The 14,338-nt window shown below is 70.4% G+C and carries 18 protein-coding genes; 12 read left to right on the top strand and 6 right to left on the bottom strand.

All coding sequences use genetic code 11. The features are described from left to right. Positions 1–83: 83 nt before the first annotated feature. Entirely contained in the window at positions 84–1,832 is a 1,749-nt protein-coding gene (locus FDA94_RS06610) for a DEAD/DEAH box helicase (protein WP_137246134.1), read from the top strand. Beyond that, positions 1,829–2,329: a GNAT family N-acetyltransferase gene (locus FDA94_RS06605; RefSeq protein WP_137246133.1), complete on the top strand. Its 501-nt coding sequence runs from the start codon at positions 1,829–1,831 to the stop codon at positions 2,327–2,329. Before FDA94_RS06610 ends, FDA94_RS06605 begins: the two co-directional genes overlap by 4 nt. Before the next feature lie 4 nt (positions 2,330–2,333). On the opposite strand, the gene FDA94_RS06600 is transcribed toward FDA94_RS06605, so the two are convergent. The 4 genes from FDA94_RS06600 to FDA94_RS06585 form a co-directional block, all read right to left on the bottom strand. Next, on the bottom strand, positions 2,334–3,128 hold the full coding sequence (locus tag FDA94_RS06600) for an integrase (protein WP_212735209.1): 795 nt from the start codon (positions 3,126–3,128) through the stop codon (positions 2,334–2,336). Positions 3,129–3,138: 10 nt separating this feature from the next. Beyond that, positions 3,139–3,648, bottom strand: a complete 510-nt coding sequence (locus tag FDA94_RS06595) for a hypothetical protein (protein ID WP_137246132.1) — start codon at positions 3,646–3,648, stop codon at positions 3,139–3,141. A gap of 85 nt (positions 3,649–3,733) precedes the next feature. Next, positions 3,734–4,318, bottom strand: a complete 585-nt coding sequence (locus tag FDA94_RS06590; protein ID WP_137246131.1) for a nicotinamidase — start codon at positions 4,316–4,318, stop codon at positions 3,734–3,736. A gap of 61 nt (positions 4,319–4,379) precedes the next feature. Beyond that, on the bottom strand, positions 4,380–5,621 hold the full coding sequence (locus FDA94_RS06585; RefSeq protein ID WP_246059588.1) for a nicotinate phosphoribosyltransferase: 1,242 nt from the start codon (positions 5,619–5,621) through the stop codon (positions 4,380–4,382). 75 nt (positions 5,622–5,696) lie between these two features. Here FDA94_RS06585 and clpS point away from each other — a divergent pair, with 75 nt between their 5' ends. From clpS to FDA94_RS06560, 5 genes are all read left to right on the top strand, one after another. Beyond that, positions 5,697–5,984 carry an ATP-dependent Clp protease adapter ClpS gene (gene clpS / locus FDA94_RS06580; protein ID WP_062335922.1) on the top strand — a complete coding sequence of 96 codons (288 nt, stop codon included), beginning with the start codon at positions 5,697–5,699 and terminating at the stop codon, positions 5,982–5,984. After that, positions 5,984–6,511 carry a DUF2017 domain-containing protein gene (locus tag FDA94_RS06575; RefSeq protein WP_137246130.1) on the top strand — a complete coding sequence of 176 codons (528 nt, stop codon included), beginning with the start codon at positions 5,984–5,986 and terminating at the stop codon, positions 6,509–6,511. The genes clpS and FDA94_RS06575 overlap by 1 nt, the downstream gene beginning before the upstream one ends. Positions 6,512–6,520: 9 nt before the next feature. After that, the gene (locus FDA94_RS06570; RefSeq protein ID WP_137246129.1) at positions 6,521–6,922 is read left to right on the top strand and encodes a M67 family metallopeptidase; all 402 of its coding nucleotides are present in this window, start codon (positions 6,521–6,523) and stop codon (positions 6,920–6,922) included. A 131-nt stretch (positions 6,923–7,053) separates the two neighbouring features. After that, entirely contained in the window at positions 7,054–7,326 is a 273-nt protein-coding gene (locus FDA94_RS06565; protein WP_030455581.1) for a MoaD/ThiS family protein, read from the top strand. Between the two features lie 6 nt (positions 7,327–7,332). Then, entirely contained in the window at positions 7,333–8,280 is a 948-nt protein-coding gene (locus tag FDA94_RS06560) for a PLP-dependent cysteine synthase family protein (RefSeq protein ID WP_137246128.1), read from the top strand. 108 nt (positions 8,281–8,388) lie between these two features. Here FDA94_RS06560 and FDA94_RS06555 read toward each other — a convergent pair whose 3' ends face one another. Further along, positions 8,389–10,068 carry a DUF3352 domain-containing protein gene (locus tag FDA94_RS06555; protein WP_137246127.1) on the bottom strand — a complete coding sequence of 560 codons (1,680 nt, stop codon included), beginning with the start codon at positions 10,066–10,068 and terminating at the stop codon, positions 8,389–8,391. 83 nt (positions 10,069–10,151) lie between these two features. Then, positions 10,152–10,484: a hypothetical protein gene (locus tag FDA94_RS06550; RefSeq protein ID WP_137246126.1), complete on the bottom strand. Its 333-nt coding sequence runs from the start codon at positions 10,482–10,484 to the stop codon at positions 10,152–10,154. 83 nt (positions 10,485–10,567) lie between these two features. Here FDA94_RS06550 and FDA94_RS06545 point away from each other — a divergent pair, with 83 nt between their 5' ends. The 5 genes from FDA94_RS06545 to rdgB are packed head-to-tail and all read left to right on the top strand — an operon-like array spanning position 10,568 to position 14,318. Then, positions 10,568–11,365 (top strand): thioesterase family protein, encoded by a 798-nt coding sequence (locus FDA94_RS06545; protein WP_342778449.1) that lies wholly within the window; start codon positions 10,568–10,570, stop codon positions 11,363–11,365. A gap of 55 nt (positions 11,366–11,420) precedes the next feature. Further along, complete coding sequence (murI, locus tag FDA94_RS06540) at positions 11,421–12,242, top strand: glutamate racemase (protein WP_246059585.1); 822 nt, start codon at positions 11,421–11,423, stop codon at positions 12,240–12,242. Continuing rightward, positions 12,239–12,991, top strand: coding sequence for an MBL fold metallo-hydrolase (locus FDA94_RS06535; protein WP_137246124.1), 753 nt, complete (start codon positions 12,239–12,241; stop codon positions 12,989–12,991). The genes murI and FDA94_RS06535 overlap by 4 nt, the downstream gene beginning before the upstream one ends. A gap of 5 nt (positions 12,992–12,996) precedes the next feature. Next, entirely contained in the window at positions 12,997–13,713 is a 717-nt protein-coding gene (gene rph / locus FDA94_RS06530) for a ribonuclease PH (protein WP_137246123.1), read from the top strand. Continuing rightward, a complete protein-coding gene (rdgB, locus tag FDA94_RS06525; RefSeq protein WP_137246122.1) occupies positions 13,710–14,318 on the top strand; it encodes an RdgB/HAM1 family non-canonical purine NTP pyrophosphatase in 609 nt (202 codons plus the stop codon). The genes rph and rdgB overlap by 4 nt, the downstream gene beginning before the upstream one ends. Positions 14,319–14,338 lie beyond the last annotated feature (20 nt).

The following is a 14,338-nucleotide window of genomic DNA, read 5'->3' as shown; positions in this document are numbered from 1 at the left end:
TGTCGGTGGGTCCGGCTAGTCTGTGGCCACGTGAGGGGAACCGATAGATACGGCAATGTCCGAGTGACCGGCGGGAGGCGCGCGTGAGCACGTCGGCCGCGTCCCACCTGTCGCCGTCATATCCCGACCGCGCCGCCTGGGGCACCGCCCCGAAGCTGCGCGCGTGGCAGCAGGAGGCGTTCGACCTCTACTTCACCCGCGAACCGCGCGACTTCCTGACGGTCGCGACCCCGGGCGCCGGTAAGACCACCTACGCGCTGCGCATCGCGAGCGAACTGCTGAGCCGGGGCGTCATCAAGGCCGTGACGATCGTCACGCCGACCGAGCACCTCAAGCGCCAGTGGGCCGACGCCGCGGGCCGGGTCGGCATCGGCATCGACCCCGAGTTCAAGAACAGCCAGGGCGCCACCTCGCGCGACTACACGGGCGTCGCGGTGACCTACGCCCAGGTCGCGATGCACCCCGCGCTCCACCGCGCCCGCACCGAGGGCCGCAAGACGCTCGTCATCTTCGACGAGATCCACCACGCGGGCGACGCGAAGTCGTGGGGCGACGGCGTCCGCGAGGCGTTCGAACCGGCCACCCGCCGCCTCCAGCTGACCGGCACCCCGTTCCGCTCCGACGACAACCCGATCCCGTTCGTCGGCTACACCGAAGACGCCGAGGGCGCGCTGCGCAGCGTCTCCGACTACAGCTACGGCTATGGGCCCGCGCTGGCCGACGGGGTCGTGCGGCCGGTCATCTTCCTCGCCTACAGCGGCGAGATGAAGTGGCGCACCCGCGCCGGCGACGAGATCACCGCCACGCTCGGCACCCCGCTGACCAAAGACCAGCTCGGCCAGGCCTGGCGGGCCGCCCTCGACCCGAAGGGCGACTGGATCCGCCAGGTCATCCAGGCCGCCGACCGCCGCCTCACCGAGGTGCGCCGGGGCATGCCCGACGCGGGCGGCCTCATCATCGCCACCGACCACGAGTCGGCCCGCGCCTACGCCAAGCACCTGCGCGCGGTGACGGGCGAGGGCGCGACGGTCGTGCTGTCCGACGACCCCGGGGCGTCCGCGAAGATCAAGGAGTTCAGCGCGTCGCAGCAGCGCTGGCTCGTCGCGGTCCGCATGGTGTCAGAAGGCGTCGACATCCCGCGCCTGGCCGTCGGCATCTACGCCACCAGCATCTCCACGCCGCTGTTCTTCGCCCAGGCCATCGGCCGTTTCGTCCGCATGCGCAAGCGCGGCGAGACGGCGTCGGTGTTCGTCCCGTCGGTGCCGCTGCTGCTCACCTTCGCGGCCGAGATGGAGGCCGAGCGCGACCACGTCCTCAACCGCAAGCGCGACGAAGACGGCCTCGACGACCTGCTCCTGGAGCAGGCCCAGCGCGAGCAGAAGCAGCCCGACGTCCTCGGCGACGAGCTGCCCTTCCAGACGCTCGAAGCCTCGGCGACCTTCGACCGGGTCCTCTACGACGGCGGTGAGTTCGGCACGGCCGCCGCCGCCGGCTCCCCCGAAGAAGAAGACTTCCTCGGGCTTCCCGGGCTCCTGGAGCCCGAGCAGGTGGCCTCGCTGCTGCGCAAGCGGCAGGCCGACCAGCAGGCGGCCGCGAGGAAGAAGCCCAAGGCCGGGCCCCCAGAGCTGGCGCCCCACGAGCAGATCGCCGAGCTGCGCAAGGAGCTCAACGGGCTGGTCGGGGCGTGGAACCACCGCACCGGGCAGCCCCACGGGGTCATCCACGCCGAGTTGCGGCGGTCGTGCGGCGGGCCGGCCATCGCGCAGGCGACCGCCGACCAGATCCGCGAGCGCATCGCGATGATCCGCAAGTGGGCGGCCGGGCGTAAATGACGATCGAGATCGGAGTGGCGCGGGCCGACGACGGCGACGCGGTCGGGGAGATCCATGCTGCGGGCTGGGTCGTCTACGAGCCGTTCTTCGAACCGTCCTACTACGAGAAGGCGGTGGCTCATCGGCGGGGGAAGTGGCACGAGGTGCTGGCCGAGGGGTCCGAGACGGTTCTCCTGGCCCGCATTGAGGAGCGTCCGCTGGCCTTCTCCTACTACGGGCCCTCCGCCGACCGGGCGTTCGCCGCGGAGATCCACGGCTTCTACGGTCATCCTGACGGGTGGGGGTCGGGGATCGCGGCGGCGCTGATGGCGGCGACGTTGTCGCGGATGGAGCGAGACGGGTTCGGGTCGGTTCATCTGTGGACGTTCCGCGACACTCCGCGGTCGCGCCGGTTCTACGTGAAGACGGGGTTCGTGGAGTCGGGGGAGAACCGGCGATACGACTTCGGCGAGGGCGGGCTGATCGACCAGGTCGAGTATGTGCGCAGGGTGCCCTGAGGCCTCAGCGGTCGTCGAGGCCGTCGCAGTAGGCGATGGTGGCGTCGTCTGGTTCTGCGGCGTGGCGTCTCTCCGCCTGCCGGACCTGGTCGATGACGGCGCCGGGTCCGGCTGAGGCCAAGAAGGCGAGGGTTCCGGGCCAGTCGGTGAGCTCGAAACGGTCGACGATTCGGCCGGCTCCGTTGCTGAGCAGGGCGGCGGCCGACAGGTCGGCGATCGGGTGACGGCCGGTGACCGCCTCGTCCGCCGCGCGCGGGTCGTCTCTGGCCACCCAGAAGCCGCCCGGCCGATTCCGGTGGGCGCGCAGCTCGCCGAGGAGACGGCGGTGTTCGTCGCTCCCCGGCGTGATCGCCGCCAGTCTGGCCTCATAGATCCTGCCGATGGCCACCTCGCGCGGGTCGGTGGTGACGATCGGCGGGCCGCCGGGCCGGTCGAGGACGATGACCGCGTCGCCCAGCACCAGGTGGTCGAGGCCGTCGCCCGACACCCGCACGATCGCCACCGCCGCCGACGGGCTGATGGGGCTGGTCACGTCGCAGGTGTGCCGGTGGACGTCGGTCACCCGGGTGATGGCCTCGGCGAGCAGGGCGGGCAGGCTCGAACCCGGGGCCAGTGACAGCAGCGCCAGCAGGCCGCCGCCCAGCGTGGTGGCGTACCAGGCCACGCCGTGCCGGCAGGTCGGCTCGGCGCCGGGGATGCCGGCGCCGTCGACCACGACCGCCGCCGTCGGGGTGGCTCCGGTGAAGTCCTCGTTCAGCCGGCCGGGCCGCGCGGCGACGCTCGCCATGGTCACCTTCATGACCGGGACACTAGCCGTGGATGATCGTGGGGATGCGCTCGCCGCTGCGGCCGTCGACCGCGACCCAGCGGTGCCGGGCCAGTTTGTGGGCGACGTCGACGAAGGCCGTGTGGCCGTCGATGTTGACCGGGACCACCGACGCCCGGTGGTTGCCGACCAGGGCGCCCTCGTGGACCCACACCTTCAGGCGGTTGCCCTTCTCGCCCAGGACGACCGCCGCCGTGTCGCATTCGCCGACGACGGCGGGCCAGAGGATGGTGACGTGGGTGCGCGACAGGCGTACCTCGTCGGGATGCGGAAGCCGCACGGGGCAGGACTCGTTCGTCGGCGACGGGACCGGACGGGGCGACATGATCGCCGCCACGGGCGGGGGTTCGGGGTGGTGGGCGGTGGAGGCGAGGAAGATCGTCGCGCCTTCGAGGGCGAGGATCGTCGCGACGGCGCCGAGGCGGTTGAGGAGCGGTTGACCGATCCCGAAGAGCAGCCAGACGCAGACGGGCGCCAGCACCAACCACGACACACCAAGAGCAAGAGCAAACATGACCAGCCGCCGACCTAGACGATATGACGCTAGGTAAGCGTAGTCCTACGCTGAGCGACGAAGGTCAGTCTTCCGGGTCATCGGCCACGATCGGGCGGCCCGTCAGCTCGACCCCGACCGCCGCCATCTCGGTCATCGCGACCTCGGTCGTGACCGGCAGCACGCCCGCCGTCAGGTCGAGCAGCACCCGCACGTCGAACCCCTGGGCCCGTGCGTCGATGGCGGTGGCCCGCACGCAGTGGTCGGTCGCGATGCCCACCACGTCGACCTGGGAGACCCCGCGCGAACGCAGCCACGCCGCCAGCCCCACTCCGTCGGTGGAATGTCCTTCGAACCCGCTGTAGGCCGCCGCGTGGGCGCCCTTGCTGAAGATCTCTTCGATGGGTTCGGTGTCAAGGTTCTGGTGGAACTCCGCTCCGGACGTCCCCACGACGCAGTGGGCGGGCCAGGTCGTCATGTAGTCGGGGTCGAGGGCGAAGTGGGCGCCCGGGTCGACGTGGTAGTCGCGGGTGGCCACGACGTGGTCGTAGTCGCCGCGCGCCACGTGGACGCTGATGGCCGCGGCCACGCCCGCGCCGCCGGTCACGGGCAGGCTGCCGCCCTCGCAGAAGTCGTTCTGCACGTCGACGATCACAAGCGCGGTGGTCATGCGTCCCAATCTAGAAGATCGCGGGAGACCGGCGTCGTCCTCATGCGCCGCTCTCCCGCGATCAGGAGAAAATACTAGGCACAGCCGGGTCGCCGGGCGAGAGGCTATGGGCGATTTGCGGCAATTCTCGCATCGACTCCTGGTGCCGGGCGCGGGCGGCGTCGAGGGGTTCGCGGCCGACGATCTCGCCGCCGCGCACCAGCGGGGCCAGCAGCGGACGTCCGAGGGAGTCGTCGGGACGGGTGGAGACGATCTCCTCCGCCGCGATCCCGTCGGACAGGGAGCGGTAGGCCCACTTGCGGCCGCCCTTGCTCGGCTTGCCCACCGAGGTCTTGGCGACCGGCTTCATGGTCCCGGTGGAGTCCTCCCGGTCGACCAGCTTGTAGACCAGGTTGGCCGTCGGGGCGCCCGAGCCCGTGACCAGCTTCGTACCGACGCCGTAGCCGTCGACCGGGGCCGCGGCCAGGGCCGCGATGGCGTGTTCGTCGAGGTCGCCGGTGACGACGATCCGGGTGCGGTCGGCGCCGAGGGAGTCGAGCTGACGCCTGACCTCGATGGCGACCACCCCCAGGTCGCCCGAGTCGATCCGGACCGCGCCCAGGTCGCCGCCGGCCAGTTTCACGGCGGTGCGCACGGCCTCCTCGACGGAGTAGGTGTCGATCAGCAGCGTCGTCGAGGCCCCGAGGGCGTCGATCTGGGCGCGGAAGGCGGCCTCCTCCGAGTCGTGGAGCAAGGTGAAGGCGTGGGCGCTGGTGCCGGCCGTGGGGATGCCGTATTCGAGGCCCGCCTGGAGGTTCGAGGTGGTCGCGAAGCCGCACAGGTAGGCGGCGCGGGCGGCGGCGACGGCGGCCCTCTCGTGGGTGCGGCGGGAGCCCATCTCGATCAGCGGGCGTCCCTGGGCCGCCTGGGTCATGCGCGAGGCGGCCGAGGCGATCGCGCAGTCGTGGTTCAGGATGGACAGGACGACCGTCTCCAGGACCACCGCCTCGGCGAAGGTGCCCTCGACGACCATGATCGGGGAGCCCGGGTAGTAGGTCTCACCTTCGCGGTAGCCGTACACATCCCCGGAGAAACGGAAGTCGGCGAGGAAGGACAGGGTCGGCGGGTCGACGACGCGCTCCAGGAACTCCAGCTCCGGCTCGCCGAAGCGGAATGTCTCGATTGCGGAGAGGACCCGGTCTGTACCTGCGACGACGCCGTAGCGGCGGCCTGCGGGCAGGCGGCGGGCGAAGACCTCGAACACCGCCCGGCGATGGGCGGTGCCGCCGGCCAGGGCCGCCCGCAACATGGTCAACTCATACATGTCTGTTAGCAAGGCCGAGCTCATGGACGTTTGCACGAGTCGAGAGTACGACCGCGGTGAGGCAGGATTGGGGATGTGGGTAGCACCGCTCCGATCGAGGTTGAGCGTCCGATAGCTGACGTTCGCCCAGATTTGCCGTGGGTGACCATCGTCTGGAATGACCCGGTCAACCTCATGTCCTATGTGACCTATGTCTTCCAGAGCGTCTTCGGCTACGCCCGCGAGAAGGCAGAGAAGCTCATGCTCGACGTCCACCACAAGGGCAGGGCCGTCGTGTCGAGCGGCACGCGGGAGGAGATGGAGCGGGACGTCCAGACCCTCCACTCCTACGGCCTCTGGGCCACCCTGCAGAAGGACGGCTGATGGGGCGCGGTTTCAAGGCGACGCGCGAGGGCGTGTCCGTCCACCTCGACACGGCCGAGGCCAGCGTGCTCCGCTCGCTGGTGGCCGCCATGGTGCTCGACGTGGTCGAGCCGGGGGAGACCGGCGACGACCCGCTGGAGCGGGCGCTGCGCATCGGGCCCGCCACCGAGCCGACCGACCCGGTCCTCGCTCGCCTCTTCCCCTCGGCCTACGCCGACGACGACGCCGCCTCGGCCGAGTTCCGCCGCTACACCGAGGGTGATCTGCGCGACGCCAAGCGCGCCGACGCGCTCACGCTGATCGAGACCGCCGCAGGCGGCAAGGTGACGCTGACCACCGAACAGGCCCAGGCCTGGTTGCGCGCCCTCAACGACCTCCGGCTGGTGCTGGGTGTACGTCTTGAGGTCACCGAGGAGATCCACGAAGAGATCGCCGAAATGGGCGACGACGACCCCCGTTACCCGGCCTTCGTCACCTACGACTGGCTGACCTACCTGCAGGACACCCTCGTACAGGCGCTTTGGTAGGTTCCGAGCATGCTGACGATCTCGCGCGAACTGGTCGACCAGATCATCGCCCACGCGACGGCCGACCACCCCGACGAGGCCTGCGGCGTCATCGCCGGGCGCAACGGGGTGCCCGAGCGGTTCGTCCCGATGGAGAACGCCGAGCGGTCCCCCACGTTCTACCGGTTCGACTCGATGGAGCAGTTCCGCGTCTGGCGTGACATGGACGACAACGACGAAGAGCCCGTCGTGATCTACCACTCCCACACGGCCACCGAGGCCTACCCCTCGCGCACCGACGTCTCCTACGCCTCCGAGCCGGGCGCCCACTACGTGCTCTACTCCACCGCGCTCACCCAGTTCCGGTCGTTCCGGATCGTCGACGGGGTGATCGAGGAGGAGGACGTAAAGATCCTGGAACCGGGCGTTTAAAATGGATGACATGTCCCTGGGCGTGCAACCGTGCCTCTTCGCGCACTCTCGTTCTGTCGTGGTCTACGACTGTCATTGATCGTTCACATTCCCCGTACACCACAGACCTTCCTGAAGAGAGAGAACGAGACATGGCCATCGAGGTCCGCATCCCGACCATCCTGCGCACCTACACCGACGGCGCCAAGGCCGTCGACGCCTCCGGCGCCACCATCGAAGAGCTGATCGGCGACCTGGAGGCCCGGCACCCGGGGATCAAGGCGCGGCTGGTCGAGAACGACAAGCTCCGCCGGTTCGTGAACGTCTACCTCAACGACGAGGACGTCCGGTTCCTCGGCGGGCTCGGCACCCCCGTCTCCGACGGCGACACGGTCACCGTGCTGCCCGCCGTCGCCGGTGGCTGATCACTGATGCGCTTCGACTCGCTGATCGAGTCGGTCGGCCGCACCCCGCTCGTCGGGCTGCCCCGCCTCTCGCCGTCGGCCGACGTGCGGATCTGGGCCAAGCTCGAAGACCGCAACCCGACCGGCTCGATCAAAGACCGGCCCGCCCTGTGGATGATCGAGCAGGCCGAGAAGGACGGGGTGCTCAGCCCCGGCTGCACGATCCTCGAACCGACCTCCGGCAACACCGGCATCTCGCTGGCGATGTCGGCCCGGCTCAAGGGCTACAAGCTGATCTGCGTCATGCCCGAGAACACCTCCGAGGAGCGCCGCCAGCTGCTCCGCATGTACGGCGCCGAGATCATCTCGTCGCCCGCGGCGGGCGGCTCCAACGAGGCGGTCCGGGTGGCCAAGGGCCTGGCGGCCGAACACCCCGACTGGATCATGCTCTACCAGTACGGCAACCCGGCCAACTGGCGGTCCCACTACGAGTCGACCGGTCCCGAGATCCTCGACGACCTGCCGACGGTCACCCACTTCGTCGCGGGCCTGGGCACCACCGGCACCCTGATGGGCGTCGGGCGCTACCTGCGCGAGCAGAAGCCCGACGTGAAGATCGTGGCCGCCGAGCCCCGCTACGGAGAGCTCGTCTACGGCCTGCGCAACGTCGACGAGGGCTTCATCCCGGAGATCTACGACGAGTCGGTGCTGACCACCCGCTACTCGGTGACCTCGGCCGACGCCCTGAAGCGGACGCGCGAGCTGCTGGCCACCGAGGGCATCTTCGCCGGCATCTCCACCGGCTGCGCCCTCCACGCGGCCATCGGCATGGCCCGCAAGGCCGTGCAGGAGGGTGAGCGGGCCGACATCGTGTTCGTGGTCGCCGACGGCGGCTGGAAGTACCTGTCGACCGGCGCCTACGAGGGCACCCTCGACGAGGCCGAAGACCGCCTCGAAGGGCAGCTCTGGGCTTGAGCGAGACGCGGACGGCCGAAGGACGGCCGTGGCTCGCGCCAGGAAACCTCTAGAAAAGCGAGAAGGACCCCGCCTCCCTGAGAGTTGAGGCGGGGTCCTTCCCGTATGTCAATTGAACAGCACGCGCAGAGAGAAGTTCGCGTCGCTCCCCGAGGTCCCGCCGCTCATGCCCACCGCGCGGAGCACCTGGAGGTTGGCCTTGTCCTCGTCCGACATGCCCTGCAGGTACAGGTTCTCGATCTTGTCGAGGTCGACGAACAGTCCGAACCCGGCCGTGTCGGCGTTCGGGACCGCGGTCTGGAAGGTCTCGCTGTCGGCCAGCGTGCCGCCCGCGGCGAGCTTGTTCGCGTAGTCCTGGTTGGTCGCCACGACCAGCTTGCCCTCACCGGGGGCCTTGGCGAGCTGGAGCGGCGCGCCGGCCACGGCGAGCGCCTGCTCGACCTTGGTCAGCACCTCGCCGGCCTTGGCCGGGTCGGTGGCCAGCACGGCGCCGGCGTTCGGCATGTTGCCGTCGAGGCCCTGCGAGTCGATCGCGACGGTGATGCTGTCGCCGAGCAGGGTGGCCAGGTCGTCGGGCAGGGTCAGGCCGAACTGCTGCTGGGCCTGGGTGATGAACTGGCTGAACTGGGCGCCGCCGCCGGTGCCCTCCACCGACTTCACGATCTGGTCCCAGCCGCTCTTGACGCCCTCGCCGAGGCCCGAGACGGCCAGCGCGCCGGCGGTGGTGTCGGGCAGTTCGCCCAGCTTCACCGGGCTGGTCTGCACGGTGACCGGGCTCTTGACGCCGCGGGTGATGGCGGCGAGTTCGGCGTACGAGCCGTCGAACCGCAGCGCCCCCGCGAAGCGGCCGTTCTTCAGCTGGTCGGTCAGGGCCGGGTCGGCGACCTGGGCGCCGCCCAGCGCGGCGAGCTGGCCGAGGTCGCCCCAGAAGGACAGCACGCCGGGCTCGCCGAGGGCCTCCATGTCGGCGGAGAAGTTCGCCGACTCGGCCAGGGTGGGGCCGGTGGCGTACTTGTCGGCCTCCTCCTGGGTGGTGGAGACGATGGCGTAGTCGCCCCGGATGGCCACGCCGGTCTTGGTGTCAGAGCCGGCGTCGAGCTTGGCGATGCCGGCGCGGGCCGCGTCGGCGTCCTTCACCTGGATCGCGAGGGCGAAGCCGGGCTGGTTCGCGTCCTTGCCGGGCATGACGGCGAAGCCGATGCGGTCGCCGAGCCAGGGCTCGATGTCGGCCGCGTAGTTGATGTCCTTGAAGCTCTCGTTGTCCGACGAGATGGCCTTGAAGAAGGCCTCACGCGGGTCGTCGCCCGAGAAGGCGTCCTGGGTGACGGTGAACTTGCGGGCGATGTTGAACAGCGCCAGCTTCTGGTTGGCGGCCGGGTCGAGGTCGATCCGGGCGTAGGCGAGGGCGCCGGCCGGGAGAGCCTCGGCGGGCTGCGCGCCGCCGCCGCTCAGGGCGGAGAAGGCCCACACGCCGCCGCCGCCGACGAGGCCGACGAGCACGGCGACGATCACGGCGATGATGGCGCCCTTGGGGCCGCGCTTCTGGACGGGCTCGTGCACCACGGGGGGCAGGCCGTAACCGAGTTCCTCGGGCTGACGCCACTGGCCCTGCTGCGGGGGCTGCTGGGGGGCGTACATCTGCTGGGTGCCGCCGAAGTCGATCCGGGTCGGCTCTGCGTGCGGCTGCGGCTGCTGCTGCTGCGGCGGCGGCGTCCGGTAGTTGATGGTCCGGTCCGGGTCTCCGCCACTGATGTCGTAGGGGAAACCGGGGGGGTTCTCGGCAGGCATGGGGTCAACTCGCAAAGTGGGGTGATCTCCGACGAGTCTGAAAGTATGCCGTGCCGGTAGCGAATCGCTTGCAGGGTTCTTGACTATTGGCGCTGAAGGACATCTTTCGGTTCTTTGAGGTGCACTTCTCCGGTATCGCTGGTTTCGACCAGATCCCAGGGGACGACCAGGCTGCGGGCGTACAGGAGCCGGGTGAGCCGCTGCATCGTGCCGTTGACGCGGCCGTTGGCGTCGCGGTGGACGCCGAGCAGGAACTGCGCCCGGGTGGCCGACACGACCAGCCCGGCGGTCTCGGGCTCGGTGCCCCTCTTGAACGGGTTGCGGCTGCCGGTGACCATGCGCACGTCGACCACGTGGCCGACCCACACCCCGCGTACGTCCCATACGCACTGACCGATCAGTTCCCGTCCCGTCATGGCCGGTGAATGCCCGGATCTCCCTGTACGGACGGCTATGGACCAGTCAAGATACAGTGTTCCAGAACAACATTCGGGAGGGTGTGTTGAGCGGTTTCGGGGAGGCGACCCGGGCGGTCCGGGTCGGCGAGGGCGTCTACGACGTGTGCCTCGACGACGGGTACTCGATCGGGGGCCCGCTGAACGGCGGATATCTGATGGCCGTGCTGCTGCGGGCGGCGGTCGACGACTCGCCGCACGAGCACCCGGTCTCGACGAGCGCCCAGTTCCTGCGGACCGGTCGGCCGGGCCCGGCGCGGGTCAGGGTGGAGCAGGTGAAGACGGGCAAGACGACGACGATCAGCAGGGCCTCGCTCGTCTCCGACGACGGCCCGCTGCTGGAGACGTTGGTCACCACGGCGACCCTCGACCCGCTCGCCGAGCCCCTCTACACGAGCGCGCCCGCACATGCGATGCCGCCGCCCGAGGAGTGCCTGCCGCTGCCCGAGCCCAGGCCCGAGTCGAACATGAACCTGAACGGCCAGATGGAGCTGCTGTTCGACCCGCCCACCGTCGGCTGGCTGAACGGCGCGCCGACCGGCCGTCCCGAGTCGCGGGCCTACTTCCGCCTGCGGCACGGCCAGGAGCCCGACCCGTTCGTGCTGGCCCTGGCGGTCGACGCGCTGCCCCCTGTGGTGTTCAGCGCGGGCCTGCGCGGCTGGGCGCCGACCGTCGAGCTCACCTGGCACCTGCGCGCCCTGCCGGCCCCCGGCTGGCTGACCGTCCTCGCCTCAGGACGGATGGTCGGCGACGGCTGGTTCGACGAGGACGCCGAGGTGTGGGACTCCGCCGGACGCCTCGTCGCGCAGTCGCGGCAGCTCGCGAGGGTGGGACGCGGCTGATTAATGTGCTCGTTGTCACGGGGACGGCCGGCATGATCGGCCATAAGCTGACTCCGTGGTGGAGAGTTATGGTCAGGGGTCCATCGGGATCTTCGACAGCGGATTCGGGGGGCTGACCGTAGCCCGCGCGATCATCGACCAGTTGCCCAACGAACCGGTCTTCTACGTCGCCGACACGGCCCGTCAGCCCTACGGCCCCAAGCGCATCGCCGAGGTCCGGTCCTACGCCCTCGAACTGCTCGACCATCTGGTGTCCCACGACGTCAAGATGCTCGTGATCGCGTGCAACACGGCCAGCGCGGCGGTGCTGCGCGACGCCCGCGAGCGCTACCGGGTGCCGGTCGTCGAGGTCATCCAGCCGGCCACCCGGCGGGCCGCGTCGGCGACCCGCAACGGGAAGGTCGGGGTGATCGGCACCCAGGCCACCATCTCGTCGATGGCCTACCAGGACGCCTTCGCCGCCGCGCCGCACGTCGAGCTCGTCGGGGTCGCCGCACCGCGCCTGGTCGAGTTCGTCGAACGCGGCGAGACCGAGAGCGAGGCCGTCATCGAGGCGGTGCGCGAATACCTGACGCCGATCCTCGACGCCGGCTGCGACACCCTGATCCTCGGGTGCACCCACTATCCGCTGCTGCTCGGCGCGATCTCCTACGTCGCCGGAGACGGCGTCACGCTCGTCTCGAGCGCCGAGGAGACCGCCAAAGACGTCTTCCGGGTGCTGCGCGACCGGGGCCTGGTGCGGGCCTCGGGCGTGCCCGCCCACCGGTTCGGCACGACCGGCGACACGCTGCTGTTCGAGACCCTCGGGCGGCGGTTCCTCGGGCCGGAGATCCAAGCGGTCGAGATGGCCGCGCCCGTGTTCGGAGGCACAGCGTGAAACTGACCGTCGTCGGCTGCTCCGGCAGCTTCCCCGGCCCCGACAGCCCGTCGTCCTGCTACCTGTACGAGGCCGAGGGCTTCCGGATGCTCGTCGACTTCGGCAACGGGTCGCTCGGCGCGCTGCAGCGTCACGTCAGCCCGTTCGACATCGACGCGATCTGCCTGTCGCACCTGCACGCCGACCACTGTCTCGACATGTGCAGCTACCACGTCGTCCGCAGCTACGGCCCCGGGGCCCCCTACGCCAAGATCCCGGTGTACGCCCCCTCGATGGCCCCCACGAGGTTGAACGCCGCCTACGGGATGCCGCAGGAGCCCACGATGGAGACCGCCTTCGCCTTCACGGCGCTGTCGCCGGGCACCGTCGAGATCGGCCCCTTCCAGGTCACCGCAGCCCTGGTCAACCACCCCGTCGAGACCTACGGGTTCCGCGTCGCCCACGGCGGCCGCTCGGTCACCTACTCGGCCGACACCGGCGAGTGCGACGCCCTCATCGGCCTGGCCGGCGACACCGACCTCCTGCTCTGCGAGGCCTCGTTCCTCGACGAGCCGGGCAACCCGCCCGGCCTCCATCTGACCGGCCGCCAGGCCGCCGAGCACGCCGCCAAGGCCGGGGCCGGGAAGCTGGTCCTCACCCACCTGGTGCCCTGGCACGACGACGCCCGCGTCCGCGCCGACGCCGACCGGGGCGGCTATTCGGGCGAGATCGAGTTGGCCCGATCAGGTGCGGTCTATGACCTAGGGTGAGGCCCATGGCTCGCACTGATGGACGTTCGCCCGACCAGCTCCGGCCGGTGACGATCACGCGGAACTGGCTGACCCACGCCGAGGGGTCGGTCCTGGTCGAATTCGGCGGCACGAAGGTGCTGTGCGCCGCCTCCGTCGAGAGCGGGGTGCCGCGCTGGCGCAAGGGCAGCGGCCTCGGCTGGGTCACCGCCGAGTACGCCATGCTCCCGCGCGCCACCAACACCCGCGGCGAGCGCGAGTCGGTGCGCGGCAAGATCGGCGGCCGGACCCACGAGATCTCCCGGCTGATCGGCCGGTCCCTGCGGGCCTGCGTCGACTACAAGGCGCTCGGCGAGAACTCGATCGTGCTCGACTGCGACGTGCTCCAGGCCGACGGCGGCACCCGCACCGCCGCGATCACCGGTGCCTACGTCGCGCTGGCCGACGCGATCGCCTGGATGCGCAAGAAGCGCATGTGCCCCGGCGACCCGCTGGTCGACTCGGTCGCCGCCGTCTCGGTCGGCATCGTCGGCACCACCCCGCTGCTCGACCTCTGCTACGTCGAAGACGTCAAGGCCGAGACCGACATGAACGTCGTGATGACCGGCAAGGGCGCGTTCGTCGAGGTGCAGGGCACCGCCGAAGGGGCGCCGTTCGACCGGGGCACCCTCAACGACCTGCTCGACCTGGCCGCCCTCGGCTGCGCCGAGCTGACCGAACTCCAGAAGGCCGCGCTCGCATGACCAAGCTGCTGCTCGCCACCCGCAACCAGGGCAAGATCGTCGAACTGCGGCGCATCCTCGAAGAGGCCGCGCTGTCGATCGAGCTGGTCGGCCTGGAGGCCTTCCCCGAGATCGGCGACGTCGCCGAGACCGGTCTGACCTTCGCCGAGAACGCCCTGCTCAAGGCCCACACCGTGGCCCGGCAGAGCGGCCTGCCCTGCGTCGCCGACGACTCGGGCCTGTGCGTCGACGCCCTCAACGGCATGCCGGGCATCTTCTCGGCCCGGTGGTCGGGCGGCCACGGCGACGACAAGGCCAACCTCGACCTGCTGCTGGCCCAGATCAACGACGTGCCCGACGACCGCCGCCAGGCCCACTTCGCCTGCGTGGCCGCCCTCGCGCTGCCCTCGGGCGAGGAGCGCGTGGTCGAGGGGGTCATGCACGGCCACGTGATCCGGGCGCCCCGGGGGACGATGGGCTTCGGCTACGACCCGATCTTCGTCCCCGACGGCGAGACCCGCACGACCGCCGAGATGCCGCCCGCCGAGAAGGACGCGATCTCCCACCGGGGGATCTCGATGCGGGCCATGGTGCCGGTGCTCGCCGAGGTGTTCTCGGTTTCGTAAGAACTTGGGGCTCCCTTAAC

The sequence above is a fragment of the Herbidospora galbida genome, assembly GCF_005233835.1.
In the GTDB taxonomy this organism is placed as follows: domain Bacteria; phylum Actinomycetota; class Actinomycetes; order Streptosporangiales; family Streptosporangiaceae; genus Herbidospora; species Herbidospora galbida.
The sequence above is the reverse complement of the archived record's forward strand: the minus strand, read 5'-3'. Positions and strand labels throughout refer to the sequence as shown.

Excerpts from the sequence above, each read along its gene's own strand:
- FDA94_RS06605 (WP_137246133.1), top strand. The coding sequence starts at position 1,829 with ATGACGATCGAGATCGGAGTGGCGCGGGCCGACGACGGCGACGCGGTC.
- FDA94_RS06600 (WP_212735209.1), bottom strand. The coding sequence starts at position 3,128 with ATGAAGGTGACCATGGCGAGCGTCGCCGCGCGGCCCGGCCGGCTGAAC.
- FDA94_RS06590 (WP_137246131.1), bottom strand. The coding sequence starts at position 4,318 with ATGACCACCGCGCTTGTGATCGTCGACGTGCAGAACGACTTCTGCGAG.
- FDA94_RS06585 (WP_246059588.1), bottom strand. The coding sequence starts at position 5,621 with ATGTATGAGTTGACCATGTTGCGGGCGGCCCTGGCCGGCGGCACCGCC.
- FDA94_RS06575 (WP_137246130.1), top strand. The coding sequence starts at position 5,984 with ATGGGGCGCGGTTTCAAGGCGACGCGCGAGGGCGTGTCCGTCCACCTC.
- FDA94_RS06570 (WP_137246129.1), top strand. The coding sequence starts at position 6,521 with ATGCTGACGATCTCGCGCGAACTGGTCGACCAGATCATCGCCCACGCG.
- FDA94_RS06565 (WP_030455581.1), top strand. The coding sequence starts at position 7,054 with ATGGCCATCGAGGTCCGCATCCCGACCATCCTGCGCACCTACACCGAC.
- FDA94_RS06560 (WP_137246128.1), top strand. The coding sequence starts at position 7,333 with ATGCGCTTCGACTCGCTGATCGAGTCGGTCGGCCGCACCCCGCTCGTC.
- FDA94_RS06555 (WP_137246127.1), bottom strand. The coding sequence starts at position 10,068 with ATGCCTGCCGAGAACCCCCCCGGTTTCCCCTACGACATCAGTGGCGGA.
- FDA94_RS06550 (WP_137246126.1), bottom strand. The coding sequence starts at position 10,484 with ATGACGGGACGGGAACTGATCGGTCAGTGCGTATGGGACGTACGCGGG.
- rph (WP_137246123.1), top strand. The coding sequence starts at position 12,997 with ATGGCTCGCACTGATGGACGTTCGCCCGACCAGCTCCGGCCGGTGACG.
- rdgB (WP_137246122.1), top strand. The coding sequence starts at position 13,710 with ATGACCAAGCTGCTGCTCGCCACCCGCAACCAGGGCAAGATCGTCGAA.